General features: G+C 59.3%; 27 protein-coding genes and 2 pseudogenes. 11 read left to right on the top strand and 18 right to left on the bottom strand.

From position 1 onward, the window contains the following. Positions 1-15 precede the first annotated feature (15 nt). Complete coding sequence (locus ACS4NR_RS05155) at positions 16-651, bottom strand: hypothetical protein (RefSeq protein ID WP_095139000.1); 636 nt, start codon at positions 649-651, stop codon at positions 16-18. 240 nt (positions 652-891) lie between these two features. On the opposite strand from ACS4NR_RS05155, the gene ACS4NR_RS05150 reads away from it, so the two are divergent. Continuing rightward, complete coding sequence (locus ACS4NR_RS05150; protein ID WP_456019268.1) at positions 892-1533, top strand: TetR family transcriptional regulator C-terminal domain-containing protein; 642 nt, start codon at positions 892-894, stop codon at positions 1531-1533. A gap of 198 nt (positions 1534-1731) precedes the next feature. On the opposite strand, the gene ACS4NR_RS05145 is transcribed toward ACS4NR_RS05150, so the two are convergent. After that, on the bottom strand, positions 1732-2265 hold the full coding sequence (locus tag ACS4NR_RS05145) for a cysteine hydrolase family protein (RefSeq protein ID WP_456019267.1): 534 nt from the start codon (positions 2263-2265) through the stop codon (positions 1732-1734). Between the two features lie 70 nt (positions 2266-2335). After that, the gene (ggt, locus tag ACS4NR_RS05140) at positions 2336-4063 is read right to left on the bottom strand and encodes a gamma-glutamyltransferase (protein WP_456019266.1); all 1728 of its coding nucleotides are present in this window, start codon (positions 4061-4063) and stop codon (positions 2336-2338) included. Between the two features lie 150 nt (positions 4064-4213). Between ggt and ACS4NR_RS05135 the strand changes: the two genes are divergently transcribed. Then, complete coding sequence (locus ACS4NR_RS05135) at positions 4214-4729, top strand: methylated-DNA--[protein]-cysteine S-methyltransferase (protein ID WP_456019265.1); 516 nt, start codon at positions 4214-4216, stop codon at positions 4727-4729. 128 nt (positions 4730-4857) lie between these two features. Here ACS4NR_RS05135 and ACS4NR_RS05130 read toward each other — a convergent pair whose 3' ends face one another. The 11 genes and pseudogenes from ACS4NR_RS05130 to ACS4NR_RS05080 all read right to left on the bottom strand — a co-directional run bounded on the left by ACS4NR_RS05130 (position 4858) and on the right by ACS4NR_RS05080 (position 16066). Continuing rightward, the gene (locus tag ACS4NR_RS05130) at positions 4858-5448 is read right to left on the bottom strand and encodes an NUDIX domain-containing protein (RefSeq protein WP_456019264.1); all 591 of its coding nucleotides are present in this window, start codon (positions 5446-5448) and stop codon (positions 4858-4860) included. 108 nt (positions 5449-5556) lie between these two features. Beyond that, complete coding sequence (locus tag ACS4NR_RS05125; RefSeq protein WP_456019263.1) at positions 5557-6471, bottom strand: ATP-grasp domain-containing protein; 915 nt, start codon at positions 6469-6471, stop codon at positions 5557-5559. Positions 6472-6519: 48 nt separating this feature from the next. Continuing rightward, on the bottom strand, positions 6520-7263 hold the full coding sequence (locus ACS4NR_RS05120; RefSeq protein WP_096795626.1) for an SDR family oxidoreductase: 744 nt from the start codon (positions 7261-7263) through the stop codon (positions 6520-6522). After that, on the bottom strand, positions 7250-8401 hold the full coding sequence (gene metX / locus ACS4NR_RS05115) for a homoserine O-acetyltransferase MetX (protein WP_456019262.1): 1152 nt from the start codon (positions 8399-8401) through the stop codon (positions 7250-7252). Before metX ends, ACS4NR_RS05120 begins: the two co-directional genes overlap by 14 nt. Positions 8402-8449: 48 nt before the next feature. Next, positions 8450-9412 carry a cysteine synthase A gene (cysK, locus tag ACS4NR_RS05110; RefSeq protein WP_027614693.1) on the bottom strand — a complete coding sequence of 321 codons (963 nt, stop codon included), beginning with the start codon at positions 9410-9412 and terminating at the stop codon, positions 8450-8452. Further along, positions 9399-10256, bottom strand: a complete 858-nt coding sequence (gene dapF / locus ACS4NR_RS05105) for a diaminopimelate epimerase (RefSeq protein ID WP_253149981.1) — start codon at positions 10254-10256, stop codon at positions 9399-9401. The genes cysK and dapF overlap by 14 nt, the downstream gene beginning before the upstream one ends. After that, positions 10249-11088 (bottom strand): arginase family protein, encoded by an 840-nt coding sequence (locus tag ACS4NR_RS05100; protein ID WP_049827968.1) that lies wholly within the window; start codon positions 11086-11088, stop codon positions 10249-10251. The genes dapF and ACS4NR_RS05100 overlap by 8 nt, the downstream gene beginning before the upstream one ends. Next, the gene (locus tag ACS4NR_RS05095) at positions 11088-11867 is read right to left on the bottom strand and encodes a YqcI/YcgG family protein (protein WP_456019261.1); all 780 of its coding nucleotides are present in this window, start codon (positions 11865-11867) and stop codon (positions 11088-11090) included. The genes ACS4NR_RS05100 and ACS4NR_RS05095 overlap by 1 nt, the downstream gene beginning before the upstream one ends. A gap of 209 nt (positions 11868-12076) precedes the next feature. Then, positions 12077-13270, bottom strand: a pseudogene (locus ACS4NR_RS05090) (pyridoxal phosphate-dependent aminotransferase); the annotation flags it as partial. Positions 13271-13316: 46 nt separating this feature from the next. Beyond that, on the bottom strand, positions 13317-14528 hold the full coding sequence (locus ACS4NR_RS05085) for an MFS transporter (RefSeq protein ID WP_456019260.1): 1212 nt from the start codon (positions 14526-14528) through the stop codon (positions 13317-13319). Continuing rightward, entirely contained in the window at positions 14525-16066 is a 1542-nt protein-coding gene (locus ACS4NR_RS05080) for an FAD/NAD(P)-binding protein (protein ID WP_081730309.1), read from the bottom strand. Before ACS4NR_RS05080 ends, ACS4NR_RS05085 begins: the two co-directional genes overlap by 4 nt. Before the next feature lie 188 nt (positions 16067-16254). Between ACS4NR_RS05080 and pdxR the strand changes: the two genes are divergently transcribed. Next, entirely contained in the window at positions 16255-17700 is a 1446-nt protein-coding gene (gene pdxR, locus ACS4NR_RS05075) for a MocR-like pyridoxine biosynthesis transcription factor PdxR (RefSeq protein WP_456019259.1), read from the top strand. A gap of 127 nt (positions 17701-17827) precedes the next feature. Here pdxR and ACS4NR_RS05070 read toward each other — a convergent pair. The 3 genes and pseudogenes from ACS4NR_RS05070 to ACS4NR_RS05060 all read right to left on the bottom strand — a co-directional run. After that, positions 17828-18850 (bottom strand): annotated as a pseudogene (locus ACS4NR_RS05070) (chitinase); the annotation flags it as partial. Positions 18851-18890: 40 nt separating this feature from the next. After that, positions 18891-19526 carry a lytic polysaccharide monooxygenase gene (locus tag ACS4NR_RS05065; RefSeq protein WP_115985551.1) on the bottom strand — a complete coding sequence of 212 codons (636 nt, stop codon included), beginning with the start codon at positions 19524-19526 and terminating at the stop codon, positions 18891-18893. Positions 19527-19748: 222 nt separating this feature from the next. Further along, on the bottom strand, positions 19749-20186 hold the full coding sequence (locus ACS4NR_RS05060) for a hemerythrin domain-containing protein (RefSeq protein WP_456019258.1): 438 nt from the start codon (positions 20184-20186) through the stop codon (positions 19749-19751). 147 nt (positions 20187-20333) lie between these two features. Here ACS4NR_RS05060 and ACS4NR_RS05055 point away from each other — a divergent pair, with 147 nt between their 5' ends. Beyond that, positions 20334-20759 carry a GNAT family N-acetyltransferase gene (locus ACS4NR_RS05055; protein WP_456019257.1) on the top strand — a complete coding sequence of 142 codons (426 nt, stop codon included), beginning with the start codon at positions 20334-20336 and terminating at the stop codon, positions 20757-20759. A gap of 114 nt (positions 20760-20873) precedes the next feature. Here the strand turns inward: ACS4NR_RS05055 and ACS4NR_RS05050 are convergent, their stop codons facing one another. Continuing rightward, positions 20874-21224: a hypothetical protein gene (locus ACS4NR_RS05050; RefSeq protein ID WP_166496762.1), complete on the bottom strand. Its 351-nt coding sequence runs from the start codon at positions 21222-21224 to the stop codon at positions 20874-20876. A 134-nt stretch (positions 21225-21358) separates the two neighbouring features. Between ACS4NR_RS05050 and ACS4NR_RS05045 the strand changes: the two genes are divergently transcribed. From ACS4NR_RS05045 to ACS4NR_RS05015, 7 genes are all read left to right on the top strand, one after another. Further along, positions 21359-21688, top strand: a complete 330-nt coding sequence (locus ACS4NR_RS05045) for a DUF6388 family protein (RefSeq protein ID WP_456019256.1) — start codon at positions 21359-21361, stop codon at positions 21686-21688. Between the two features lie 25 nt (positions 21689-21713). Further along, positions 21714-22418: a YoaK family protein gene (locus ACS4NR_RS05040; protein ID WP_204894805.1), complete on the top strand. Its 705-nt coding sequence runs from the start codon at positions 21714-21716 to the stop codon at positions 22416-22418. A 179-nt stretch (positions 22419-22597) separates the two neighbouring features. Continuing rightward, positions 22598-22990, top strand: coding sequence for a sulfurtransferase complex subunit TusD (gene tusD, locus ACS4NR_RS05035; RefSeq protein WP_047602022.1), 393 nt, complete (start codon positions 22598-22600; stop codon positions 22988-22990). Between the two features lies 1 nt (position 22991). Further along, a complete protein-coding gene (gene tusC / locus ACS4NR_RS05030; RefSeq protein ID WP_047295096.1) occupies positions 22992-23348 on the top strand; it encodes a sulfurtransferase complex subunit TusC in 357 nt (118 codons plus the stop codon). Beyond that, positions 23348-23641: a sulfurtransferase complex subunit TusB gene (gene tusB / locus ACS4NR_RS05025; RefSeq protein ID WP_456019255.1), complete on the top strand. Its 294-nt coding sequence runs from the start codon at positions 23348-23350 to the stop codon at positions 23639-23641. The genes tusC and tusB overlap by 1 nt, the downstream gene beginning before the upstream one ends. Next, positions 23638-23973, top strand: a complete 336-nt coding sequence (locus tag ACS4NR_RS05020) for a TusE/DsrC/DsvC family sulfur relay protein (protein WP_097088100.1) — start codon at positions 23638-23640, stop codon at positions 23971-23973. Before tusB ends, ACS4NR_RS05020 begins: the two co-directional genes overlap by 4 nt. Beyond that, positions 23970-24971, top strand: a complete 1002-nt coding sequence (locus ACS4NR_RS05015) for a glycosyl transferase family protein (protein WP_456019254.1) — start codon at positions 23970-23972, stop codon at positions 24969-24971. The genes ACS4NR_RS05020 and ACS4NR_RS05015 overlap by 4 nt, the downstream gene beginning before the upstream one ends. Positions 24972-24995: the final 24 nt, after the last annotated feature.

Below are 24995 nucleotides of genomic sequence, written 5' to 3'. Positions count from 1 at the left end.
GCTCTTTTTTTGGCATCAGGCCCGCGGAGTACGGGGCTCGAGTGCCGAGTATTTCAGGTTGTTGTTGTCGATCATCTGCTTGAGCAGCGCGTTGACCTGACGGGCGAAGGTGTCGTTGACCGCCGCCTTCGGGGTGTTGCCCATCAGCGGGATGAACCAGATACCGATCCAGGTACCGACCGCATCATGGTTGCTCGCGGTGGTCAGGGCCTGACCCGTTCCGTCCACGGCTTCGAGGCTCATGGTGTACTGATCGGTGCCGTATGCCGGGATCACCCCCAGGCTGAAACCACTGATGAAACCCAACACCATCGAACCGGCATTCGGCGGATGGTTGTACATTTTCAGACGCAGGCTGTAGTCGCCCGGCTGCTTCTGGAACTCGTCCAGGGTGACGCGGCCGAACAGGCCCGAATCGCTCAGAATCTTTTGCAGCTCAGGCTTGAGCTGGTCACGCGCCTGCGGCACTTCTACGGCCGAAGCGCTTTTCGGCTCGCCCTGATAGAAGTCGAAGTCCACATAGACATTGGGTTTGTTGGCGTAGCTGGCCATCGATGGCAGCTTGACCGGCGCGACCTCGTCTTTGGTGAAACTGGCACAGCCACCGAGCGCAAGCACCAGGCCCAGCGCCAGGATTTTCCCGAATTGCATGTTGTCTTCCCTATGTGAACCCAGCCAAATGATATCAAAGAGCCTCCATTGCGAAGGCCGGGCGGATTCTAGAGAGAGCGCTCGCCAGAGGAAAGACTGAATCGGAAAATTTACACAAAAAATCAGTCGGCCCTGACACGAGTCGAGCAGTTAGCTGGTCTCATCGCTATATAGTTTTGTATATTGCGAAACCGACTTTTGCCCGAATCTGCCCATGCCTTCTATTCACACCGTGTTCCCATGAGCGCCATCCGCGTACGCAACGAGCAACGGATCCTCGCTGCCGCCAGCGAAGAATTCGCCGCCAACGGCTTCGACGCGACCCAGACCCGCGACATCGCCGCCCGCGCCGGCGTGCCCAAGGCCAACCTGTATTACTACTTCCAGACCAAGGAAAACCTCTATTCCAAGGTTCTGCTGGAGTTTGTCGAACCGCTGCTGGAAGCCTCAGCGGCGTTGCGCGAAAGCGACGATCCCATGATCGGCCTGCGCGCCTACATCGCCGCGCGCATCCGCATCGCCCGTGAACACCCGGCGATTGCCAAGGTATTCAGCGGCGAGCTGCTGCTCGGCGGGCGCCAGTTACCAGACGAATGCCGCGACCTGCTGCACGCCGAAGCCCGACGCAACGTCGAATGCCTGCGCAGCTGGATAGACCGCGGCCTGCTGGCCCCGGTGGACCCGGAACACCTGATGCTGTTCATCTGGTCGGCAACCCGCACCTACACCAACATTGGCTGGCAGATAGGCTGCATCACCGGGCGCGAAGTACCGCAGGATGAGGATTACGCGACGGCAGCCGAGACCATTACGCGGTTGGTGCTGGAGGGCGTCGTGGCCCCGCGGGTTGGGGAGATTCGTGGGGTTCTGTTTGCGACTTGAGGTGTGAGGGCCGCTCCGCAGCCCAGCGCGAGCGAGCTCGCTCACCACAGGGAACTCATGCTGGACATGGAAATCTGTGAACACCATCAACCATTGTGGGAGCGGGCTTGCCCGCGAAGGCGTCGGGTCAGCCCACACATGCGTCACAGACTCACCGCTTTCGCGAGCAAGCTCGCTCCCACTGGGGGATTCGCTGGTTTAGAAAATGATCTCGGCTGCGGGTTTGACGTCGACCCGGGCCATGGCGCCGGTCAGGTGCGCCAGGTCCTTGTTGTGTTCGGCGATGATGTCTTCGGCGCTCATGTTGCCGTTGTCCACGGTGGAATGGGCGTCAGCCACGAGCACGACGTCGTAACCCAACTGATGGGCCTGGCGTACGGTGGCGTTGACGCAGTAGTCGGTCTGCAGGCCGCAGATGATCAGACGTTCGAAGTCTTCGCTGGGCAGCAGCTTGCCCAGCTCGGTCTGATAAAACGAATCTGGGGTGGTTTTGCGTACGCGCCGGTCTTCGGCGGTCGTCAGCAGGCCGGCGGCGAGTTGCCAACCTTCGGCCCCATGGGCTAGCGGGCTGTCCTTTTCCTCATGCTGAATCAGCACCACCCGCACGCCCGCCTTGCGCGCGCGCGTGCTGAGCTGGTTAATGGTGTCGATCACACGGTGGATGTCGAAGCACTGATACTCGCCCGAGCAGAGAGCCTGTTGGACGTCGATGATCAGCAATGCGCTAGACATGATGGGCCTTCCTTGATCGATCCTTGAGACAGGGGGGCGGAGCCAAGCCCCGCCGCCCTTTTTACGCCGCTCAATAACCCAATGACAACCCGGTGTTACGCCGTGGATCGTTGGCCCCGTAGAAACGGTTCTTGCCCACCGGTTTACCGCCCAGCGACGGCGCGCCGACCAGAATCGCGGCGATGTGGTTGGCGTCCTGCGGCCCGGCAAACTTGTGGCCCCAGCTCTCGAGGATCTTCCTGGTATCCGGGCTGGCGGCGAAGTCTTCAAGGTTGGTTTCCTCAGGCATCCATTGCTGATGGAAACGCGGCGCGTCGACCGCTTCCTGCAGGCCCATGCCGTAGTCGATGACGTTGAGCATGGTCAGCAAGGTCGCGGTGATGATGCGGCTGCCACCCGGCGTACCGACCACCATCACCACTTTGCCGTCCTTGGTGACGATGGTCGGGCTCATCGACGACAGCGGGGTTTTGCCCGGGGCGATGGCGTTGGCCTCGCCCTGCACCAGACCGTACATGTTCGGCACGCCGACCTTGGAGGTGAAGTCGTCCATCTCGTCGTTGAGGATCACCCCGGTCTTGCTCGCCATCACCCCGGCGCCGAACCAGTCGTTGAGGGTGTAAGTCACCGACACTGCGTTGCCCCACTTGTCGACGATCGAATAGTGCGTGGTGTTGTTGCCTTCATGCGGGGCGACGCCGGGTTTCAGCTCGGCGGAGATCCCGGCCTTCTGCGGCTGGATCGCGTTACGCAGCGTGGTGGCGTAGTTCTTGTCCAGCAGGTGCTCGATCGGATTTTTCACAAAATCCGGGTCGCCCAGATAGCTGTTGCGATCCACATAGGCATGACGCATCGCTTCGATCTGATAGTGCATGCCCTGGGCCGAATGGAAGCCCAGATCCTTCATCGGATAGCCTTCGAGAATATTCATGATCTCGCAGATCACCACCCCGCCGGAGCTTGGCGGTGGTGCCGAGACCACATGGTAGCCACGGTAATCGCACTCCACCGGGGCCAGTTCGCGGGTCTTGTATTTGTCGAGGTCGGCCTGGGTGATGATGCCCTTGTTGGCCTGACTGGATGTGACGATGGCGTCGGCCACCCAGCCCTTGTAAAAACCGTCGGCGCCTTTGTCCGAGATGGTGCGCAGGGTTTTCGCCAGATCCTTCTGCACCAGTTTCTGCCCGACCTGCATCGGCTCGCCGTTGTGCAGGAAGATCGAGCCGGAATCGCGCATGTCCTTCTTGAACACATCGGTGGCGTAGTCCAGCAGATCGACGTCGCCCTGCTCCAGTTCGAAACCGTCCTCAGCCAGTTTGATCGCCGGAGCGATCATGTCCTTGCGCGGTTTGGTGCCGTACTTGCTCAGCGCCAGCTCCATGCCCGACACGGTGCCCGGCACTGCCACGGCGAGGTGACCACGGGTGCTCAGATCCGGGACGACGTTACCGTCCTTGTCCAGGTACATGTTGGCGGTCGCCGCCAGCGGGGCTTTTTCGCGGAAGTCGAGGAACGTCTTGCGCCCGTCCGCCAGTTGAATGGTCATGAAACCGCCACCGCCGAGGTTGCCCGCTGCGGGATACACCACCGCCAGCGCATAGCCCACAGCGACCGCCGCATCCACCGCATTACCGCCGTTTTTCAACACATCGACGCCGACATGCGAGGCCAGGTGTTGAGCGGTGACCACCATGCCGTTTTCGGCGGCGACCGGGGCCACGGAAGCAGCGTGGGCCATGAGGCAGCTCAGTGCCAGTGACGTCGCGATCAGCGTTTTGGCCAAAGGTTCGTACTTCATGAGTCGATCTCTTTTTTGTTTTCGGGTTCTGTGCAGAGCAGAGGGGAACGCAGCAAAAGCACCAAGCAGTATGGTCGCTATTGCGATTTGCGCCTCCCCGCTCAGGCAGTATGCTGAGCGCTCTCGCCGTACCGATCCGGAGTTCTGACCATGTCTTACACGTTCATCACCCTGCCCTCACCGGTCGGCGAATTGAAGCTGGTGGCGAACGGCGCACGACTGGCGGCCATCCTCTGGGAAAACGACAAACCGGGCCGGGTACGCCTCGGGCCGATGACGGAAGCGCCGGACAATCCGCTGCTTCTGCAAGCCGCGCAGCAGCTTGAAGAATATTTTGCCGGCCGCCGTGATCGTTTCGATCTGGAGCTGGACTTTGTCGGCACCGAATTTCAGAAGAAGGTCTGGGCGGCGCTGCTGACCATTCCGTTTGGCCAAACCCGCACTTACAGTCAGATCGCCGAGCAGATCGGCAACCCGACGGCGGTGCGTGCGGTGGGCGCGGCGAACGGGCGCAATCCGATTTCGATTGTGGCGCCGTGTCATCGGGTGATCGGCGCGTCGGGGAAGTTGACCGGGTTTGCGGGCGGGCTTGAGGCCAAAGAGCGGTTGCTGGTGCTGGAGGGTGGTGACTGGTCTGATGTCGGTAGAACAGGCGACCTGTTTTAACCCTGTAAATGCCATATGTGTGGCGAGGGAGCTTGCTCCCGCTCCAGTGCGCAGCACTGGCAAAAACCTGGGGCCGCTGCGCAGCCCAGCGGGAGCAAGCTCCCTCGCCACAATGGATTGGCGCTGAATCAGCTGTCGAAAAGATTATTCATCGCCGCATACTGCAACAGCATGATGGTCTTGGCGTCGCAGATCTCGCCACGCCGGAACGCCGCCAGTGCCTCATCAAAGCGCCACTCCAGCACTTCCAGTTCTTCGGTTTCTTCTTCCAGGCCGCCGCCCTCGCTGACCTTCGACTTCGCGTCGTATTCGGCGATAAAAAAGTGCAGTTTCTCGGTCACCGAGCCGGGGCTCATGTAGGCCTCGAAGACCTTCTTCACGTCATGCACGCGGTAACCGGTTTCCTCTTCGGCCTCGTCGCGGATCCGCTGTTCCGGCGCCGCACCTTCCAGCAGCCCCGCCGCCACTTCGATCAACAAGCCGTCGTGGCCGTTGACGAACACCGGCAAGCGGAATTGGCGGGTCAGCACCACCGTGCGCTTTTCGCGGTTGAACAACAGGATCGCCGCGCCATTGCCACGGTCGTAGACTTCGCGAGTCTGCCGCTGCCAGTCACCGTTGTTGCGCAAATAGTCGAAGGTGATTTTCTGCAACAGATACCAGTCGTGGGACAACACCTGAGTGTCGACAATGTTGACCCGCGCGGCTGTCTTGGTCATGACGCCTGTTCCTTGTGCCATCGGAAAACGCCCATAGTCGAATAATCGCGCGCACAAAAAAAGCCCGGCAATGCTGTCGGGCTTGTTTACTGGCGTTCGCGGAGGTTGTCAGAGATCGACCAGGTGCCGGTCGATGCGCTTGAGCACGCCCTTGATCAGGTTCATCGCACTGTCGGCGCGAAACGGCAGGTTGAGCGACGGTTCGCAAATCTCCATCTCCATGATCATCGGCCGACCGTCATAGTCGCGGATCACGTCGACCCTGCCGTAGAGCAACGGCAGCTCAAGCCCGAGCACCTCGGCAGAAGCCACCAGCGCCGATAGCGCCACCGCCTGCTCCTCGGCATCCGCCTCGCGCGGCTGGCGAAATTCGGGGGTCGGCACATTCACCGTACCGTCCGCCATGAGCATGGCACCCTTGCGGATGGAATGGCTGAAGGTGTTATCGAAGAAGGTCAGGTCCGTCTCGCCGTAAGTGTCGATGGTGGTGATGTACGGCTGGATGATCACGTGCGAACCGCGCTGTTGCAGCGCGCGAATGTGCGCCAGCGCGGCCTCGGAACCGCCGCGGACAAACCGTTTCACCCCGCGCGAATACGAGCCGATCGTCGGTTTGACGACAAATTCGTGGCTGTCGGTGTTCGCGTCGAGGAAGTCAGCCAGATAACCCTCGGGGGCATCGTCGGGCGCCAGGAACACACTGGGAATAATCGGCACGCCGCGCGCAGCAATGTCCTTCAGGTACAACTTGTTCAAACCCCACCGGGCCACGGAGGGCACGTTCAACAGGCAGGTCAGTGCATGCACCTTGTCGCACCAGGCAAAAAATTCCTCGAGGTTTTCAATGCAGTCCCACGGTGAACGGATCAATACGGCGGTATACGCCGCCCAATCGACTGACGGATCGTCCCAGAAGCACACATCGGCGTTGATCGACAGTTGCTTGCAGGCTTCCAGCAATGGCGGCATGTCGTAGTCAATGTGCAGGTTCGGCTTATCGGTGACGAGTGCAAGCTTAATCATGAAGAATCCTTTCTACTGAACAGTTAAAAGCAGAAAAACAGCAACGACTCACCAGGGAATCACGCGATCCTGATGGCGGTAAGTGCCCGTGGGGCCATCGGCACCGATCAGCGCCAGCGCGACACTGGTTCGCGCGCCTTCCTGCACATCGAGATCACCGGCGCCGTCATTCATGCCGGTTTTGGTGTAACCGGGGTGCACGGCATTGACCTTGACGGGCGTGTCGCGCAGTTCGTAAGCCAGGTGAACCGTCCACGAATTCACCCCGCTTTTACTGGCGCTGTAGCCCGGCAAGGATTTGAACATCGGTGAATAGGCGTAGGAATCGACGTCCGTATGGGTGGTGAGCGATGCCAGCAGACTGGATACGTTGACGATGCGTCCGGCCGCAGACTGGCGAATCAGCGGCAGACAATGCTGGGTCACCGCGACCATGCCGAACAGGTTGGTTTCAAACGTCTGGCGCCACTGTTGAAGTGGTTGTTGCGAAGGGTTCAACCCGTAGGATTCGATACGGATCGCGGCGTTATTGATCAGGATATCCAGTCGACCAAACTTCGCCTCCAGCAATTTGACCGCCGAGGCGATGCTGTCTTCATCCGTGACATCCAGCAGGCACGGGAACGCCTTCAGGCCCATGCCGGTCAGCTCATCGGCCGCCTGAGCGACAGCCTGATAATTCCTGCCACTGAGCACCACCGTCACGCCCTCGGCGGCCAGTTGTCGCGCCACCTCGAAACCGATGCCACGGTTGGCACCGGTCACCAATGCAACCTTGTCAAAATCGTTCATCGTGCAACTCCAGACAACGCTCCGCCCTGCCCGCAGGGAGGACGGAACCAATACGATTCATGAAATGTTCCAGCAGCGGCCCGAACGCCCGCAGATCGGTCAGAAAGGCGTCGTGTCCGTCCGGGCAATCGAGCCGGACAAAGGTCACCTCGGCACCATCCTGTTCGAGCCCTTGAGCGATGTGCTGCTGTTGCGCGACAGGAAACAGCGTGTCGCTCTCGACGCCGACCACCAGAACCTGCTCCAGCCCGGCAGTCTGAAAACCGCCCTGCGGCGGCGTCAGACAGGCATAAAGATCAATCGCGCGGCTTAGCTGCAGATAACTGTTGGGGTCGAAATCCCGTGCGAATCGCCAGGCATTGGCCTGCAGATAATCCTCGACTTCAAAGTCGTGGGTCATGCCGACGGATTTCCCCGCCGCCTGATCGCTGCGGCTGAAACGGCGATTCAATTGCGCGCCGGAGCGATAACTCAACAGGCCGATCTTGCGAGCCAGCGTCATGCCATGGATCGGGCGCGCATCCGGCGAATACTCGCCACCGGCCCACAGCGGATCACTGCGGATGGCTTCCCGCTGCAATGAACGCAAGGCTGTGGACACGGGAAGCGAACTGGCCGCGCCGCACAGGTTGATGTGATGCCGGACAAACCCCGGATGCCGGGTCAACAGGGCCAGCGCACACATGCCACCCATCGAAGCGCCGATCAGGCAGGTCACTTGCGCCATGCCCAGCGCTTTCACGGCCATGACGATCGTGTCGACGATGTCTTCGATGCTCAGCTCGGGAAAGCGCGACTGGTAAGGCCTGCCACTCGCCCGCTCGGTGGACAGCGGCCCCGTCGAGCCCTTGCAACCACCCAGGTAGTTGAAACAGATCACATACCAGCGGTCTGTATCGATCGGCTTGCCTGAACCTGCAAAGTCCTCCCACCAGCCCGCCTCAGGATCGCGGGCGACACTGCAGACGTGGCTGTTGGCGGACATGCCGGGCAGCACCAGGACGATGTTGTCGCGACGATCATTCAGTTGCCCGAACGTCTCATACGTCAGCCTGAAATCTTCCAGTACACCTCCACGATGCATTGGAAACGGGCGCGCGAACTCGATGTAATCTGCTGCCGGAAGAGTTTCCACCATGATGCTAATCCCTTAGAGCGCCTGCTTCGCCAAATAGCCGGTTGCCTGTTACGGCTCGAGCGACTGCAACCAGTCATCGTCGGAACCTTCGGCGATGCCGTCCATCAGGAACGTCGAGAGATAACGTTCACCGGTATCCGGCAACATGGCCAGCAGCACCGAACCGGCCGCTGCGGTCTCGGCAACCTTCAACGCTGCGGCGACCGAAGCGCCCGAAGAAATGCCGACGAAGATCCCCTCTTCCCTGGCCAGGCGCTGCGAAGTGTCACGTGCTTCGTACTCGTTCACGGTCAGGACTTTGTCGATGACGGTCTTGTCCATGATGGTCGGCGTGAAGTTGGGCGCGAGTCCCTGGATCTGGTGCACGCCCCAGGTGCCGCCCGACAGCAACGCGGCATTTTCCGGCTCTGCGGCAACGATCTGCACCGCAGGTCGCGCGACTCGCAGCATCTGGCCAACGCCGGTCAGTGTGCCGCTGGTGCCGAAACCGGTGACAAAGTAGTCCAGGCGTTTACCGGCGAAATCACCGAGGATTTCGGTGGCGGTGGTTTCGCGGTGATAGGAAGGGTTGGCCGGGTTATCGAATTGTCGCGATCTGAACCAGCCAAATTTCTGTGCCAGTTCATCGGCAATCTGGTTGCCGCCGCTGCTGCCCAGATGAGCAGGAAACAGCAGAACCTTGCCGCCATAGGCGCGAATCAGCTTGCGCCGTTCGATCGAGTAACTGTCGGACATGATCGCCACGAAGTTATAGCCGCGCGCCGCAGCAACCATCGCCAACGCAATGCCGACGTTGCCGGAGGTACATTCGGCGATCGTATCGCCAGGCTTCAACAGGCCTCTGGCTTCGGCGTCGAGTACCACAGCCAGCGCCAGCCGGTCCTTGACCGAACCACCGGGGTTGAACGACTCGACCTTCACATAAATGCTGACGTGTTCCGGGGCGAGCCTTTGCAGCTTGACGATTGGCGTGCGGCCGATCGTGTCCAGAATGCTTTCATACAACGGCATGAGCGAGTTCTCCATCAAATACGAATTCAGCAGGGCCGGAGAGGTACATTGCGGACAAGTCACTCTCCCATGTCACTTCAAGGGTTCCGCCGGGCAGTTCGACATCGACCGAGCGGTCGACCCGCCCGGCCCGCGCCAGCACCGCGACCGCCGCGCAGGCACCGCTGCCGCAGGCCAGCGTTTCGCCAGCGCCGAATTCGTAGACCTTGAGTTTTATCCTGTTGCGCGATTGCAGCTGTACAAACCCGACGTTGACGTCAGGAGAGAAATACCCGGAGTTTTGCAGGGCATTGCCGACAGCTGGAATCTCATACTGATCACGTTCGGCTTCGATCACCGCATGCGGGTTGCCCATCGATACCGCCGAACACGCCAGGTGTTGCCCGGCGAGTTCCAGTTGATAAGCCGACTGCGCTTGGTCGAAGCCGAACACCGGGATGGCGGCGGGCGAGAAATTCGGCGCGCCCATGCTGATCTGATAGTTGCCGTCCTCCATGACCCGAACCCGGTGGGTACCGGAAGGACTGTCGAGGGTGAACTCGGACGCCTCCGTCAGGCCTGCCCGAACCAGCCATGCGGCGACACACCGCGCGCCGTTGCCGCATTGCCGGGAGGACTCACCCTGCGCCGTCCAGATGTCGAACGAGGCCACGGACGATGGATTGCGCGCAGCCTTGACGCCCAGGACCATATCGGCGCCGATACCTTTATGGCGGTTAGCCAGGTACTTGCACAACTCGCGTGACGGATCCTGCGCATCACGCAGATCGAGAATGATCATGTCGTTGCCCGCACCGTGCATCTTGCTGAAACGCAGCCTGGCAGCAGCAGCCGGTTTATGCATGGCACACACTCGCCTCAAGACACGCTTTGGACAGGAGCGGGTCAACGATATCGATGATGCACTGGGTTGCACGCTGTGCCGTCGCCGCATCGCAGGATGCATTGAACTCGGCGATTTCCAGGCCGACGATCTGCTCCAGCGGAATCGCTCCCAGGATCGCCGCGAGCTGTTGCGGCAGCAGACCGTCAGGCACTGCGTAATCGGCGGGCACGTAGCCAGGCTCAAGAGAGTCCCAATCGATGTGCACCCAGACCTTCGATTGGCCGATAGCGCTGCGCACCGCTTCGGCAGTTGCCTGCTGCGGGGAAAGCGTGCGCACATTATTGGCGCTCAGCAGACGCTGCTCTTGCCCGTCGATGTCGCGCGCGCCGACCAGAATGACGTTCTCCGCACGCACGCCGGCGCCACAGCCGCTGTCCCAGAGGCCACATAATGCCGACACCACCATCCCGCCCAGGTAGCCCGTGTCAGTGGTCGTCGGAATATTGAAGTCACCATGGGCATCGACCCACACCAGGCAAAGGTCCGGGTAATGTCTGGCCACCGCAGGTACGCTGCCCAGGCTGGCCGGGCAGGTGCCGTTGATGACCACTGTGAGTTGCTGCTCCTCTACCGCACAGGCCACGGCGCGGTGCAGCGAATCGATCTGCTCGCGTCCTGCCGGCAGACTGACTGTCCAGTCATCGGCAGCCGGCTCGCAACTGCCATCACCGATATACAGCGGCGCTACACCGTACTTTGCTTCAAGTGCCGACGCGGCCTTCAACGCACCGATACGGGTAAATGCCGTGCGGTCTGCCACTCTGCCGTTGGATACAATCAACTTGAACATCAGGCTTCCTCTTTATTTTCATGGCTGGAATGTTTGAATGGACAAACATCCGTACGCTCTGCATTTTCTTCAATCAAACCGTATTGCCACCACTCTTTGGCGTCAGAGCCAAACCCGCCCAATTGCAAGGCGTGGGGCACCGAATCATATTTAAGGATGCGTTTGCGTATATTGGCGCGAACATTACGTCCGCCCACGGTATCGCCGGCAAATACATCGAAGCGTTCACGCGGATTAATCACCAGCGCAAATCTCGACCCGAGGTTTCTGCTCTTGCGAAGTTTGTATGCGGGAGAACTCATATTCACAAAAAGTTGCATTCCCGCGAAGCACATCGACCAGAACGGTGACTCCGGGTCGACATCGACGCTGTCCGGCCACGGGCTTTCATCCAGCCAGTGCAGGCTCTGCAACACGCCCCACCCGGCGGCCTGATACTCCTGCGCGGTACTCGCCGATATCGCATCGGTTGAAAAGAACACGATGAGCGGATAAGCGTCTTCGATAGAACCACTCCATGTTCTGGAAAGCGTTACATACTCTTTCAAGCCTTCAGCCAGTTTCGCCAACCCTTGGGCATCCAAAGTGTCGACAAATACAAACTTGATCGAAGACTTCTTGAATGCATTCTTGGAAAAGATACAGGGAAAGTCGGACCCTGCCCCAAGTCGCTCTTCCAGTTCATTCAAAGCCTCTTTTTCCCAACCGGCCCCACGATGATTAATCTCATCCTGAGAAAGCATGACCCGATAAGAAACCTGCGCATCAAAGTTCCGCATACTCATTCCTTTATGCTGCACAACTTAGAGAGATGGCCGAGCGTGGCATCCAGCCGTCTGGCACTTTGCGCTGTCATACCTGCCACGAACTTACGTCTGGCATGACAACTTGCTTACTTGATCTGCGTCTGGAATCAGAAGACCGGCCACAGGTCCCGGGCGTTATTCGACATTCGGCGAACGCTCAGGTTGTTGACTGACCTGCTGCTGATGAATCGATGAATCCGCGCCATGGCGTCTTCGATGTCCGGCAATGCCGGCAACGTGACCACGCGGAAATGGTCGGGCGCGGGCCAGTTGAACGCGGTTCCCTGGACCACCAGCAGCCTTTCCGACATCAGCAGTTCGAGGACAAACTTCTCGTCATCCTTGATCGGGCAAATTTTCGGATCGATCCTTGGAAATGCGTACAGCGCGCCCATCGGCTTGACGCAACTGACGCCGGGAATAGCGTTGAGCAATTCATGCACCCGGTTGCGCTGTTCGAGCAGGCGCCCCTGAGGCAAGACCAGGTCATTGATACTCTGGTAACCCCCCAGCGCGGTCTGGATCGCATGCTGGGCCGGAACGTTGGCGCACAGGCGCATGTTCGCCAGCATGTCGATGCCTTCGATGTAGCCGGCGGCATGTTGCTTCGGCCCGGAAATCACCAGCCAGCCGGAGCGGAATCCGGCCACCCGGTACGACTTGGACAACCCGTTGAAGGTCAGGCACAGCAGGTCCGGCGCCAGCGAGGCGGTGCTGATGTGCACCGCCTCGTCGTAGAGAATCTTGTCGTAGATCTCGTCGGAGAACACCACCAGATTGTGCTGGCGCGCGATCTCCAGCATTCCCAGCAGCACGTCTCGCGGATACACCGCACCGGTGGGATTGTTGGGGTTGATGATCACCAGCGCTCGGGTGTTGGGGGTGATTTTGGCCCGTATGTCATCAAGGTCCGGCCACCAGTCCTGCTGTTCGTCGCACATGTAGTGCACCGCATTGCCCCCGGCAAGACTCACCGCGGCGGTCCACAACGGATAATCCGGTGCGGGCACCAGCACTTCATCGCGGTTGTTCAGCAGCGCCTGCAGTGACATCACAATGAGCTCGGAGACACCATTGCCCAAGTAGATATCGTCGACGCCGACGCCCTCGATCTGCTTCTGCTGACAGTACTGCATGACGGCCTTGCGGGCGCTGAACAAGCCTTTGGAGTCACTGTAACCTTGCGCCTTCGGCAAATTACGGATCACATCCTGGAGTATCTCGTCGGGTGCCTCGAAACCGAACGGCGCCGGATTGCCGATGTTCAGCTTGAGAATGCGCTGGCCGTCCTCCTCCATCTTTCTGGCCTGCTCCAGTGCCGGGCCACGAATGTCATAACACACACTGTTCAACTTCAGCGATTTCAGATACTGCACGACTACACATCCTTGTTTTTTTATCAGGGTCGCAGCAACAGCAATCTCAGGTCCGAGAGACTGCCTTCAACTGCTCATCCGGGGACTTCGACAGTGCCCGCGACATATTCAGGAAAACGAACAACACGACCATCGGAATGGCGATAAACAGTGCCAGGCCACGAACGCCCAGTTCGGAAAAGGAGCTGACCAGCAAACCGTAACCGGCCCCCGCCGCCATCTGGAAAAAGAAAAACTGCCCGGAGGAAATACCGATATCGCGGCTGACGCTCTTCAATAACCCGGCCTGAGTCGCGGGAATCACCATCCCGACCGACAACAGAATGAACACCATCGGAATCAGCAGCGCCGGCAGCACACTGCCGAAGACCGACAGCAGAATGCCCAGCAACATGCACCCGGCCATGCCTACCCTGCTTCCAAGCAGCAGGATCTCGTTCAACGCCCACCTGGCGCTCAATGCTCGCGCCAGCGTACTGCCAATCACATAACCGACGGCACACAGGGAGATCACCGCGCCGTAACCCAGACTGGACATGCCCAGCTCCGTCTGCAGCGCATAAGTCGAACAGGACAGGAACACGAAGTAACTCATCCACACCAGACTGATCCCGGCGGCATAAGCCAGATAATCCGCATTTTTGAAGTTGGCGGCATAAACGGCAATGATGCTGCGCCCCGTCGAATCCGATGCTCCCGGAGAGGTGTCGACCTGCCAGAAAAGCACCAATGCCGCGAGATTGAACATCCCCACGCCGCCCATCATCCAGCGCCATCCAAGCGAAGGTAACAGCACGCCGCCGAGCAACGGTGCGATACACGGCGTGAGCGCTATCGCCGAGGCAAGGGTGGTGAGAATTCGCAGGCGTTTGCTTTCCGGATAATCGGATTTCACGATCAGCCTGGTGGTTACGGTCCCTACACACCCTCCGAGGGCCTGCATGAAACGCGCAACCGCAAACAGGTAAAAGGAGTCCGAGAGCGCTGCAAGCAGGCACCCGGCAGCACAAATCAACAACCCCGAAATCTGTACGCGACGGGCTCCGACACGGTCGGCAAGAATCCCTGCCAATACCACGGACAACGCATACCCGATCATGTAAACAACGAATGTTTCCTGAATCGCCTCATGGGGGACTCGAAACTCTTCCGCCAGTTTTGCAACCGTAGGCGTCATCAGACCGAGTCCAAGCTGCGGCACGATTACGGCCGACAACAACGCTGCAGGTAACAGGATTCCGGGGCGGCTGGATTTCACGCAGAAAGCTCCTTGAGGTATTGATCAGTCGTCAGCAGATGCGGCAGAACCCGGTCGATCTGACGTGTGATCATGGCCAGTGAACTGGTGTAGTAATGGTTACCGGCAGCCAGTTGGCCCAAGGCATAAATAGCGTCGCTGGCCTTGCCACTGCGGTCGATGACCTTGTGCGAACCGAATGACACGTGCAGGCCACCAAACGGATGGTGCTGAGCGACGCCATTGTTGACCATCGAGGACACCAGCTCGGTACCGGTCTGCCCGACGCCACCCGTTTCAGATCGCGTGGCGTTGATGACCCAGTCGGCATGACAGGCGCCTGCCTGATAATTGAGGACAAAACCGCCACCAGGACTCAGTTCCACGCCCTTCAGGCCAGGGCGAATCACGAGGTGCCCGGACTCAAGCATGTTGCGCAACTTGTTGGCCGTTGCCGGAGGCATCGGATTGCACAGGCTCATGAAAATCGAATGATAGTTGGCCATGTAGTAACTGCGATCGCCCGCACTCAGGCTGTCCCAGGCCAGCTCGACGTAGTCGTTGGCAATATCAATCAGGATGGACAGCCACTTTTCGCCACGGGCCGATGCTTGAAGATGGCGCTCCAGCCGCTCGAACGGCAGTTGACCTGGCGCCAGTTCAGCCTTGAGCTTCTCCAGATCCACGCCTTGGGCTGTCAGTTCGAAGGTGATCAGGCCAAGCCATTTCGACCAGGAGATCATCCCCGCTTCATCACGCAGCTCTTCGATGCGTTCGCGGGTGATGACCTTGTAAGTGAAGTCGTGATGCGGCATGCGCACCGCTGGCAGCAGCGCATTGCGCGACAGCATGACGATCTTGCCGCGGTGTCCCTGGGCATTCAGGGCCAGGACTGCATCGACAGCGGAGAGGCTGGAACCAATGATCGCCACCTGATCGTCGCCGCCAATCGCGGAAAACTTGGTCCACATCGGATACGGATTGCCGATGTAGTTTTGGGAGCAGGCCAACGAGAAGATATCCGCCGGTTCAGCGGTACCGATGCACAGAATCACCCGGTCGAACACTTGTTGCGGCCCGTTTTCGACACCGACGACCGCTTTGTCATCGTGCATTGTCAGGCTGGTGACCTTTTGCCCGATCACCCGAATCGGCCGCTTGAGGTCGCGCGCCAGCGCCACTTGCTCGGCAAAACAATCGGACAGGTACTCACCAAAATAGTGACGGGGCAGGAAATCAAGTTGCGCCAGTGCACTTCCATATTTATGAGTGACCCATCCTACAAAGTGCCGGGGATCGTCACTTTTCACGGACATGAATCGGGCCTGGCGATTAATCAATCCATAATCACCATCGTTTTGATAAGCGCGACCTGGACCAATTTTCTTGTCAGGCTCATAGAGGGTAATTGCAACATCCATATTTTTCAGCTTAACGTCGCGCTGCAACGCATCAATTACACTAATCGCTGTTGCACCCCCTCCGACTATCGCAATCTTTAGTTGCGGCTCGCGATGATTAGTCTTATTGAGTGTTGACAGTTTTTCAAAAGCAGTCATTGCCGACGATATCCCTATACCAATCCAGTTTCTCTTGACCCCAATGACTCGCGCGCCACCCCTCAACGCGTTAGCTTGAGCGGCGTTGAGCGTATTTGTATGCCGCGCTAAGATGAAGATCCATTAAATGGATTTTGGTGTGTACCACTATGACCAGAGGTAAGCGGCCAGTTGGCCTCGACCTAGTCTTGCCGTTCGAATTGACCGAACATTCGCTGTCCACCAAACATCAGCTTTTGTGCCGTTTCCTTGAACACCTGATCAGTTCCGGTCGGCTCCCATCCGGCGAAGCGCTGCCCTCCACACGCACGCTTGCGCAAAGATGGGGAGTTTCCCGAGGGACCCTGGAAACTGTTTTCGATCAATTACGCGAAGAAGGTTTCATCATTCGCAAGCGAGGTGCCGGCTCGGTGGTCTGCGCAACATTGCCGGACAATCTGATCGCCGCCGCCAGAACTAAGGAACTGCAAGTCGAACTTGATACTCACCGGTCATCCGATTCACCTGCTCCCATTACTTATTTACAGCCGTATGTACCGTTTATTGCCAGACTGGCCGATCCGGGATTGCTCGAAGAAAAAGATGTAAAGTCGTTATGCACACCTTCCGCCAAAGACCTCGCCACCGCAGTATCGGCCTCGTCACTCGGCGGTGACGAAAACTTGCGCAAGTCCATTTGCGACCATATCCAGATCTACCGCGGGATTGACTGCTCACCTCAGGACATCGTGATTACCCATGGCATCAGACACTGTCTCGACCTCATCAGCCGGGTCTTGGGAAAAGAGGCCGTTGTTGCCATGGAAGATCCCGGCTATTACTGGGCCCGGCGGATATTCAATTGTTCCGGAAACACAATCATCGATATTCCAGTGGACGATTCAGGTCTGATCGTTGAAGCGTTGTCACCCGCCAGTCCGGTTCAGGCCATTTATGTCACGCCCTCCCACCAGGCTCCTTTGGGTGTCTGCATGAGCATGGCACGCCGCAAGGCCCTGCTGGCCTCGGCGACCGCAGCCAATGCGGTCATCATCGAGGACGACTACGACAGCGAGTACAACTATGGCAGTGCTCCCCTGCCCGCCATCAAATCAATAGATACAAACGACCGGGTGATTTTCTGCGGCAGCTTCAATAAAACCCTGTTCAGCAACTTTCGTCTGGGCTTCATGGTCATTCCCAAACATTTACAGAAGAAAGTCATCAACCTCATCGAAGACACCGGCCAGACGCCCGGCATACTGGGTCAGCTCGCACTCAACCAGTTTCTCTGCACCGGAAAATATGTACGGCATTTGCGCATCTCGCGACAGACGTATCAACATCGACGCGATTTGCTGATCTCAAAGCTGCGAGAAAACCCTGATCTGCAGATTTCCGGCGAGCAATCCGGATTACATTTTGTGCTGTGGTTACCCGCAGACATTGATGAAAGAGAATTCTGCGCACGGGCTGCCCTCTTCAACCTTTGCCTGCAACCGGTATCCGCATTCACCAGCAGTCACGCGGTCAAACCCGGCGTGCTGATTGGCTACGCGGCGCTTACCGATACGCAGATCAATCAGGCGGCTGCCTGCTTGCTGGATCTCGTCAAGTCATTTACTCAATGTACCGAGCGCGTCCCAATCGGATAAACCACCCGCCCCGCTATGACTCACACCCGAGCATTACTTGCCTGGCCCACGCAAAAAAGCCCGGCAGCGCTACCGGGCTCTTTAATTGCGGCTAACGGGCGACGCGCGACAACGTGTCATCCGTTTCCTGTGCCGCTGTTTTCGCTCCGTGAATCAACGGTCCATAACGCCGACTGAATTCCCAGCCGTACGGCACGCGATCCTTGCTGACGCCATTGTCCCAGTTCACCGACCAGGTCATCAGGCCCTTGATCGGCAGCCCTTTGATCGCCAGACGTTTGAGCGCATTGCCGACCGCGGTGCTGTCGATCACATAACCGGTGGCGGCCGCATCGACGTTGGCCGGCAGGCCGATGACGAATTTTTCCGCCGGGATTTTGGTGAAGCCCCGAGTACCGGTCACCAGACTTTCGGTCAGGTAATAGAGGAAGTCCTCCTTCAGCGCATCGTTGTTCTGCGCGATCCACGCACCATTGCCATTATTGGCTTCCGGTACCCAGACCCCGTCGCCGCCCTGGTTGTAGAACTGCGGCGCGATGAAGTCGTAATAGCCTTCCAGTGCCTGCAGGTAACCGACGTATTTGCCGTTGGTGGTCAGATACGGAAACTCCGGGGCCATGCTGATGATGAAGTGCTTGCCCTGGCCTGCGTAGTGATCCTTGACCAGTTTCAGCGCGGCTGGCAGCACGGTCTTGTTGGCAGCGAAATCAATCGCGCTCTGTTCAAGATCGATGTCCAGCCCATCGAAGCCGTAGGTTTCGACCAGACGGATGATTTCATTGGCCAGCGGTTGTTCCTGCCCGCTGCGCAACTCGATGTGCGCATCGGCGCCACCCAGGGACAGCAGCACCGCCCGCCCCTGGCTGTTGAGCACGCCGACCTGACGCCGGAACTCGGCGTCGGAGACGTTGTACGGCTTGAAGGTCGGAATCCCGCTGCCCTTCATGAACGCCACCGCGACCACGTTGTACTCCTTGGGCACCGCTTCCAGCGCGATTTCGGCGAAGCGGCCCTGACGATAGCCGTCACTTGGACCCGCCGGCCAGTTGTGCCAGAAGCCCATGAGTATTTTTTTGCCGGCGATGCTCGGCATCAGCGAGGCCGCGTCGGCCGCCTGGTTTTGCACTAGCGTGAAGTCGATATTTGACATGTTCTAATCCTTCAGAACCTGTGGGTTGAGCGTAACGCCGTTATTTGAAGTCGACGTCGAACGCCTGATAGAACGCGTTGCCGGTGTTGGCGACGATCCACATCAGCACGATGACGTGACGGCCCTTTTTGTTGGCCGGCAATTTCACCGAATGATTGACCTTGGCCTTCAATTCCCCCGGATAGCTGTAATACGGCACCTGAGTGTAGAAGTCTTCGGCGAAAGGCTGCGCCTCAAGTTGTGCACGGGAAATACGCTGTTTCGGATCCCAGCCATCTTTGGTGATCAGCCAGCGATAGCCACGGGTGGTGTGCGGCGCGGTGTATTCCCACTTCACTTCCAGCGTCTGGCCAGGGGTGACACTGAGCAGTGGCCAACTGAACGGACGGTTGAGCTTCTTGCTCATTTCCTCGTCGGTGAAGTTCACGCAGTCACGGGCATCGGTCTTGCCACCGCTGAGAATGTAACCATCGGCGGGTGGCGTGACGCTGTCACTATCGCTGCCATACGGCGCAGGAAAAGGCCCTGCCGTCAGCGCCGGAAAGTTCTTGCCGCCTTCCATTTCGTTGACCTGCCAGGCACCGAGCAATCCTTGCTCGATGGCTACCGCACCGCGGCTGGCTGGAGAGGTGACGCGACCGTGTCGCAGTTGGGTTTGAGCTTGTGGTTGATTCATGTTTTTCACTCCGTTGATTTAAGAACTCTCCTGTCCGAGGAGAGGCCTTCAAGCTAACGGAGGTGGTTTTTTTGTCCATCGGCGGTTTTGTCGCAGTCAATCGGCGTCTCAAGTCAAAAACGCCGAAAACACTGGATGAATATACAGCCAATTACGACAAGACCCACCCAACGCATGGCCAAAGGCCTACACGCCGACACTGCAAAAACTGGCATTCAGTACTCATGGCAGTTGCGCCTGGTACTCCTTTTCGTACTGGCCAGCGAGTTGTTCCTTTTGCTTGTCATCGAGCAATTTGCCGGCCATCTGGAAGAATTTCTGCTCTTCTTCCTTGAGATGGTGATGGACTTTGTCGGAGAGCTTCTTCGCCGTTGCCAGCCACGCCGGGCTGGACATCTCGGTCTCATCCAGTTCTTCCATCATCTCGTCCATTTCATGGTGCTCGGAGATGGCGTGGCGACTGAGGTCAACACCGTTGTCGAACTCCATCAGCGGGATGTAGAAGTGGCGTTCTTCAGCGGTTTCGTGGGCTTGAAGTTCGGCCTTGAGCTGCTTGTAGGCTTCAACCCGCTCCGGGGTGTCGCCGCTGGTTTTGACCAGGGCTTTGGCGTAACTGCGCTGGCGGTCGTGGCTTTCGCGAAGGGCTTCGAAAATATTCATGGGGGATCCTCATCAACCGCGTTCGGAATGACGCTGTAAAAGCTAGACCCCGGCGCGACAGCGGCGGTTCCAAAGGGATGAGGAAGGACTTGGAAGACGCTCCCCGGGCAGGATAGGCTGGCGGCTCATCTCACAAGGAAGTTGCACATGACGTTGCGAATCGAGCTGTCGCGGAACCCTACGGAAGAACAGCGCAAAGCCATTCTCGAGCCTTTGATTGCGTATAACGACGCCCGGACCGGCGGCTCCACCTCTGAACCTTTCGCCCTGCTGGTGCGCGATGAGCACGACGCGATTCTCGGCGGTTTGTACGGCCGGGTGATCTTCCAGTGGATGTACATCGAGTTGCTGTGCGTCCCGGAGCACGGTCGCGGGCAACTCATCGGCTCGGAACTGATGGCCTTGGCGGAAAATCTGGCCAAAGAGAAGAACTGCCTCGGCATCTGGCTGGACACCTTCGATTTTCAGGCGCCGGCGTTCTACGAGAAGCTGGGATTCAGCCAGTTTGGCGAGATCGTTGATTACCCGCCGGGGCATAGCCGGCATTATTTCCAGAAGCGTCTGATCGGTTGAATTCACTGGCCCTATCGCGAGCAGGCTCACTCCTACAGGATCGGTGGCGAACACAAATCCAGTGTGTGTGTGAGCCAGCCTGCTCGCGAAGACCGCAGCCGCTTCAGCGCAATATCAGAGGCAGGTCGCCAACGCCGCCAGCCGGCGCTTGGCGACAAAATCATCCTTCTGCGCGTAGTAGTTGAGCACGGTTCCCGAAGCATCGCTGGTCACGTCGACAAATGATTCCGCCGAACGGGTGTACACCGTCGAACCACCCTTCTTACCCGGTTGCAGATACGCTCCGGCGTCCACGCCAAACACTGCTTCGTCCTGCCAGCCGAACTGTACGCACTGAGCGACAACTTTCTCCGGTTTGTCCGAGGTCAGGACCTTGTAGGGGGCTTTGGTGCGAGAATCGTCCATCACCGAACCCGCGCAACCGGCCAGCACGCTCGCGGCCAGCGCTACCATCAGAATTCGCATTGCATTCGCTCATTCAGAAAAAAGCGGACTGTATCATCGCAACAGGCAAAATCGTTCTGCTTTACTGCATTTATAGCGCGACACGCAGCGACTGCTCCGGCACCCTAGGGTCATCAGCCTCACAAGGAACACACATGGCGCCCACCGACCAGCGACATGAACAAGCCCTGAAACTGTTTCTCGACGCGCGCCCCGAACTGCGCGAAACCCTCGATCATCTCAATCCGTTGCTGGCTCAGGCCAAAGGCGAAACCCCGGCGCAGTATCGTGAGGAACGCCTGCACGAAGCCTTCGAGGCCGAAGCGGAAGATCAGGGGCTGTTTGCCTGGGAATTGACTTTGCTGCTCACAGCGGCAACGCCCGAGGAGTATCAGGCCCAGCGCATGGAGGTGCATCGCGAGGTAGCGGAAATGGCCCACATGAGCTGGGCAGATTACTGCGATCTGTATGGGCTGGAACCGTAACCGCCGCTGAAGGATATCGTCGCCGATGCTGCCCTCCACTTCGACTCACCGCGCCACCTCCGGGCATCTGCATCGGCAGAAATGGCGCGGGCGCATCGGTCTGGCGCTGGTCGCCAGCCTGTCGGTACTCGCCGGCATGACCGATGCGATCGGCTTCATGGCCAGCGGCGATTTCGTTTCGTTCATGAGCGGCAATACCACACGGCTGGCGGTCGCGATCAGTGACGGCGACCTCGGTCTGACCTTGCGTCTGGTGATCCTCGTCGTCACGTTCGTGATCGGCAATGCCTTGGGCATCGTGATCGGACGCCTCGGCGGCCGGCGCACGCTGCCCCTGTTGCTGTGCATCGCCACCCTGCTCTGCCTGGCGGCGGCCTGGCCGTATGACACGCAACTGCCGGCGCTGCTGGCGGCGATCATCGCGATGGGCATGCTCAACGCGGCGGTCGAGGAAGTGAACGGTCTGCCGGTGGGCCTGACCTACGTGACCGGAGCGCTGTCGCGGTTCGGCCGTGGACTGGGGCGCTGGATGCTCGGCGAGCGGCGTAATGGCTGGCGGGTGCAACTGGTGCCGTGGAGCGGGATGTTCATCGGCGCGATTCTCGGCGCGCTGCTGGAGCAGCATTTCGGGCTTCGGGCATTGTTCGCCAGCGGCTTGCTGGCGGCAGTGCTGGGCGTGCTGTCCCTGAGCATTCCGCGGCGTTGGCAACTTGGCTATATGCCCCGCTGAAAGACGATCCAGTGGGAGCGGGCTTGCTCGCGAAAACGGTGCTTCAGTCAAAGATGTTTCGAATGACCCAACGCCTTCGCGAGCAAGCCCGCTCCCACAGAGGGCATGTGCTTCACTTGGTTTCGCGGCTGCCTTCATAAAGCTTTATCATGGCCGCAGTTTTGCTGATCGAGTCCGTCATGAAGTTCGCCATTGCGCTGTTTTCCGCCGCCCATGCGCCCTCCTCGCGTCGCGCCCTGCTGTTTGCGCAGGCTGCGCTGGCGGGGGGGCATGAGATTGTCCGGCTGTTTTTCTATCAGGACGGTGTGTACAACGCCTCCGACGCGGTGGTCACACCGCAGGACGAGCTGGACCTGCCCAAACAGTGGCGCGCGTTCATCACCGAGCAGCAACTGGACGGCGTAGTGTGCATCGCCGCCGCCTTGCGCCGTGGCGTACTGAATGACGAAGAAGCCAAACGCTACCAGCGTGATGCCGTCGCGGTCAGCGCGCCGTGGGAATTGTCCGGCCTCGGCCAGTTGCACGATGCGGTGCAGGACGCCGATCGACTGATCTGTTTCGGAGGCGCGTGAGATGGCCAAATCCCTGTTGATCATCAGCCGCCAGTCGCCATGGTCCGGCCCCGGCGCCCGCGAAGCGCTGGACATCGTCCTCGCCGGTGGCGCGTTCGATCTGCCGATCGGCCTGCTGTTTCTCGATGACGGCGTGCTGCAACTGGCCGCAGGGCAGAACGCCAAGGCTCTGCAACAGAAAGACCTCAGCGCCAACCTGCAGGCGCTGCCGATGTTCGGTGTCGAAGAACTGTTCTACTGCACCGACAGCGCCAGCGCCCGTGGCCTTAGCACGCTGTCGCTGGACGAAGCGCAGCCGCTCGGCGCCAGCGAAATCACCGCCCTTATTGACCGTTACGACCAGGTGATCACCCTCTGATGTCGACTTTGCATGTGTTGTCTCATTCCCCGTTCGGCGACGAGCGCCTGAGCAGTTGCCTACGCCTGATTGGCGCTGCCGACGCCTTACTGTTATCCGGCGATGCGGTCTACGCCCTGCAAGCGGGAACCGCGCCGTTCAACACGCTGAACGAGCGCCGGGTCAAGCTGTTCGCCCTCGCCGAAGACCTGCAGGCCCGTGCCATCGTTGCTCCCGACTGGGCTGAAGCCATCGATTACCCGGCGTTCGTCGAACTGTCGATCCATCACGACAAGGTCAACAGTTGGCTATGAACTCGATGACTGTCGGCGCCCGCGCCATCGAACTGGACAAGGACGGCTTTCTGGTCGACCTCGACGACTGGTCCCATGACGTTGCCAGCGCCCTCGCCGCCGCTGAAGACATCGAACTGACCCCCGAACACTGGGAAGTCCTAGAACTGCTGCGCAGCTTTTACGCAGAATTCCAGCTGTCGCCGGCCACCCGCCCGCTGATCAAGTACACCGCACTCAAACTCGGCCCGGACAAAGGCAACAGCCTGCACCTGAACCGACTGTTCAAAGGCACCCCTGCCAAACTCGCCGCGAAACTGGCGGGCCTGCCCAAACCGACGAATTGCTTATGACCGACTTTCCAGCGCTGACCCTCGAAACGCCCGCCGAGCACCCGTTCGCGCAGTTCGTACGGATCCTCGGCAAGGGCAAACGCGGCGCCCGCGACCTGACCCGTGAAGAAGCGCGGGAAGCCATGGGCATGGTGCTTGACGACAAAGTCGAAGACACCCAGCTCGGGGCCTTTCTGATGCTGCTGCGGCACAAGGAAGAAAGCGCCGAGGAAATGGCCGGTTTCACCGAAGCCTTGCGCGAGCGCCTGTCAGCGCCAACGCTGAACGTCGATCTGGACTGGCCGACCTATGCCGGCAAGAAACGCCATCTGCCGTGGTACCTGCTGTCGGCCAAGTGCCTGGCGCAAAACGGCGTGCGGATTTTCATGCACGGCGGCGGCGCGCATACCGCCGGGCGCCTGTACACCGAACAACTGCTTGGCGAGCTGAACATTCCGCTGTGCCGCACCTGGCAGCAGGTCGGCAGCGCGCTGGACAACGGCGGTCTGGCGTTCATGCCGCTGATCGACTGGGCGCCGCAGTTGCAGAAGATGATCGACCTGCGCAACACCATGGGCCTGCGCTCGCCGATCCATTCGCTGGCACGCATCCTCAACCCGCTGCGCGCGCGGTGTGGTCTGCAAAGTATTTTTCATCCGGGCTATCAAGCGGTACATCGCGAGGCCAGTGGTTTGCTCGGCGACACGGCGATCGTGGTCAAGGGTGACGGCGGCGAAATCGAGATCAACCCGGATGCCGACAGCCACCTGTACGGCACCAAGGGCGGCGAGAGCTGGGACGAGGAATGGCCGCAACTGTCGAGCCAGCGCCACGTCAAACCGGCCTCGCTGGACGTCGAACATCTCAAGGCTGCGTGGCGCGGCGAGGTGGTCGACAGCTATCCGCAAATGGCCCTGATTTCGACCATGGCCTTGGCCCTGCGCGGCCTTGGTCAAAGCCGCGAGCAAGCGTTCGCGACTGCCGAGCAGTACTGGGCGGCGCGCAACAAATCGATTTAACCGATCATAGACGCCCGATCTTTG

It is taken from the genome of Pseudomonas sp. JQ36, assembly GCF_053851495.1.
This window is presented reverse-complemented; position numbering and strand designations above follow the sequence as displayed.

Bases quoted from the DNA above. Each gene is read 5' to 3' on its own strand.
- ACS4NR_RS05155 (WP_095139000.1), bottom strand. From the start codon at position 651: ATGCAATTCGGGAAAATCCTGGCGCTGGGCCTGGTGCTTGCGCTCGGT.
- ACS4NR_RS05150 (WP_456019268.1), top strand. From the start codon at position 892: ATGAGCGCCATCCGCGTACGCAACGAGCAACGGATCCTCGCTGCCGCC.
- ACS4NR_RS05145 (WP_456019267.1), bottom strand. From the start codon at position 2,265: ATGTCTAGCGCATTGCTGATCATCGACGTCCAACAGGCTCTCTGCTCG.
- ggt (WP_456019266.1), bottom strand. From the start codon at position 4,063: ATGAAGTACGAACCTTTGGCCAAAACGCTGATCGCGACGTCACTGGCA.
- ACS4NR_RS05135 (WP_456019265.1), top strand. From the start codon at position 4,214: ATGTCTTACACGTTCATCACCCTGCCCTCACCGGTCGGCGAATTGAAG.
- ACS4NR_RS05130 (WP_456019264.1), bottom strand. From the start codon at position 5,448: ATGACCAAGACAGCCGCGCGGGTCAACATTGTCGACACTCAGGTGTTG.
- ACS4NR_RS05125 (WP_456019263.1), bottom strand. From the start codon at position 6,471: ATGATTAAGCTTGCACTCGTCACCGATAAGCCGAACCTGCACATTGAC.
- ACS4NR_RS05120 (WP_096795626.1), bottom strand. From the start codon at position 7,263: ATGAACGATTTTGACAAGGTTGCATTGGTGACCGGTGCCAACCGTGGC.
- metX (WP_456019262.1), bottom strand. From the start codon at position 8,401: ATGGTGGAAACTCTTCCGGCAGCAGATTACATCGAGTTCGCGCGCCCG.
- cysK (WP_027614693.1), bottom strand. From the start codon at position 9,412: ATGCCGTTGTATGAAAGCATTCTGGACACGATCGGCCGCACGCCAATC.
- dapF (WP_253149981.1), bottom strand. From the start codon at position 10,256: ATGCATAAACCGGCTGCTGCTGCCAGGCTGCGTTTCAGCAAGATGCAC.
- ACS4NR_RS05100 (WP_049827968.1), bottom strand. From the start codon at position 11,088: ATGTTCAAGTTGATTGTATCCAACGGCAGAGTGGCAGACCGCACGGCA.
- ACS4NR_RS05095 (WP_456019261.1), bottom strand. From the start codon at position 11,867: ATGCGGAACTTTGATGCGCAGGTTTCTTATCGGGTCATGCTTTCTCAG.
- ACS4NR_RS05080 (WP_081730309.1), bottom strand. From the start codon at position 16,066: ATGACTGCTTTTGAAAAACTGTCAACACTCAATAAGACTAATCATCGC.
- ACS4NR_RS05065 (WP_115985551.1), bottom strand. From the start codon at position 19,526: ATGAATCAACCACAAGCTCAAACCCAACTGCGACACGGTCGCGTCACC.
- ACS4NR_RS05060 (WP_456019258.1), bottom strand. From the start codon at position 20,186: ATGAATATTTTCGAAGCCCTTCGCGAAAGCCACGACCGCCAGCGCAGT.
- ACS4NR_RS05055 (WP_456019257.1), top strand. From the start codon at position 20,334: ATGACGTTGCGAATCGAGCTGTCGCGGAACCCTACGGAAGAACAGCGC.
- ACS4NR_RS05050 (WP_166496762.1), bottom strand. From the start codon at position 21,224: ATGCGAATTCTGATGGTAGCGCTGGCCGCGAGCGTGCTGGCCGGTTGC.
- ACS4NR_RS05045 (WP_456019256.1), top strand. From the start codon at position 21,359: ATGGCGCCCACCGACCAGCGACATGAACAAGCCCTGAAACTGTTTCTC.
- ACS4NR_RS05040 (WP_204894805.1), top strand. From the start codon at position 21,714: ATGCTGCCCTCCACTTCGACTCACCGCGCCACCTCCGGGCATCTGCAT.
- tusD (WP_047602022.1), top strand. From the start codon at position 22,598: ATGAAGTTCGCCATTGCGCTGTTTTCCGCCGCCCATGCGCCCTCCTCG.
- tusC (WP_047295096.1), top strand. From the start codon at position 22,992: ATGGCCAAATCCCTGTTGATCATCAGCCGCCAGTCGCCATGGTCCGGC.
- tusB (WP_456019255.1), top strand. From the start codon at position 23,348: ATGTCGACTTTGCATGTGTTGTCTCATTCCCCGTTCGGCGACGAGCGC.
- ACS4NR_RS05020 (WP_097088100.1), top strand. From the start codon at position 23,638: ATGAACTCGATGACTGTCGGCGCCCGCGCCATCGAACTGGACAAGGAC.
- ACS4NR_RS05015 (WP_456019254.1), top strand. From the start codon at position 23,970: ATGACCGACTTTCCAGCGCTGACCCTCGAAACGCCCGCCGAGCACCCG.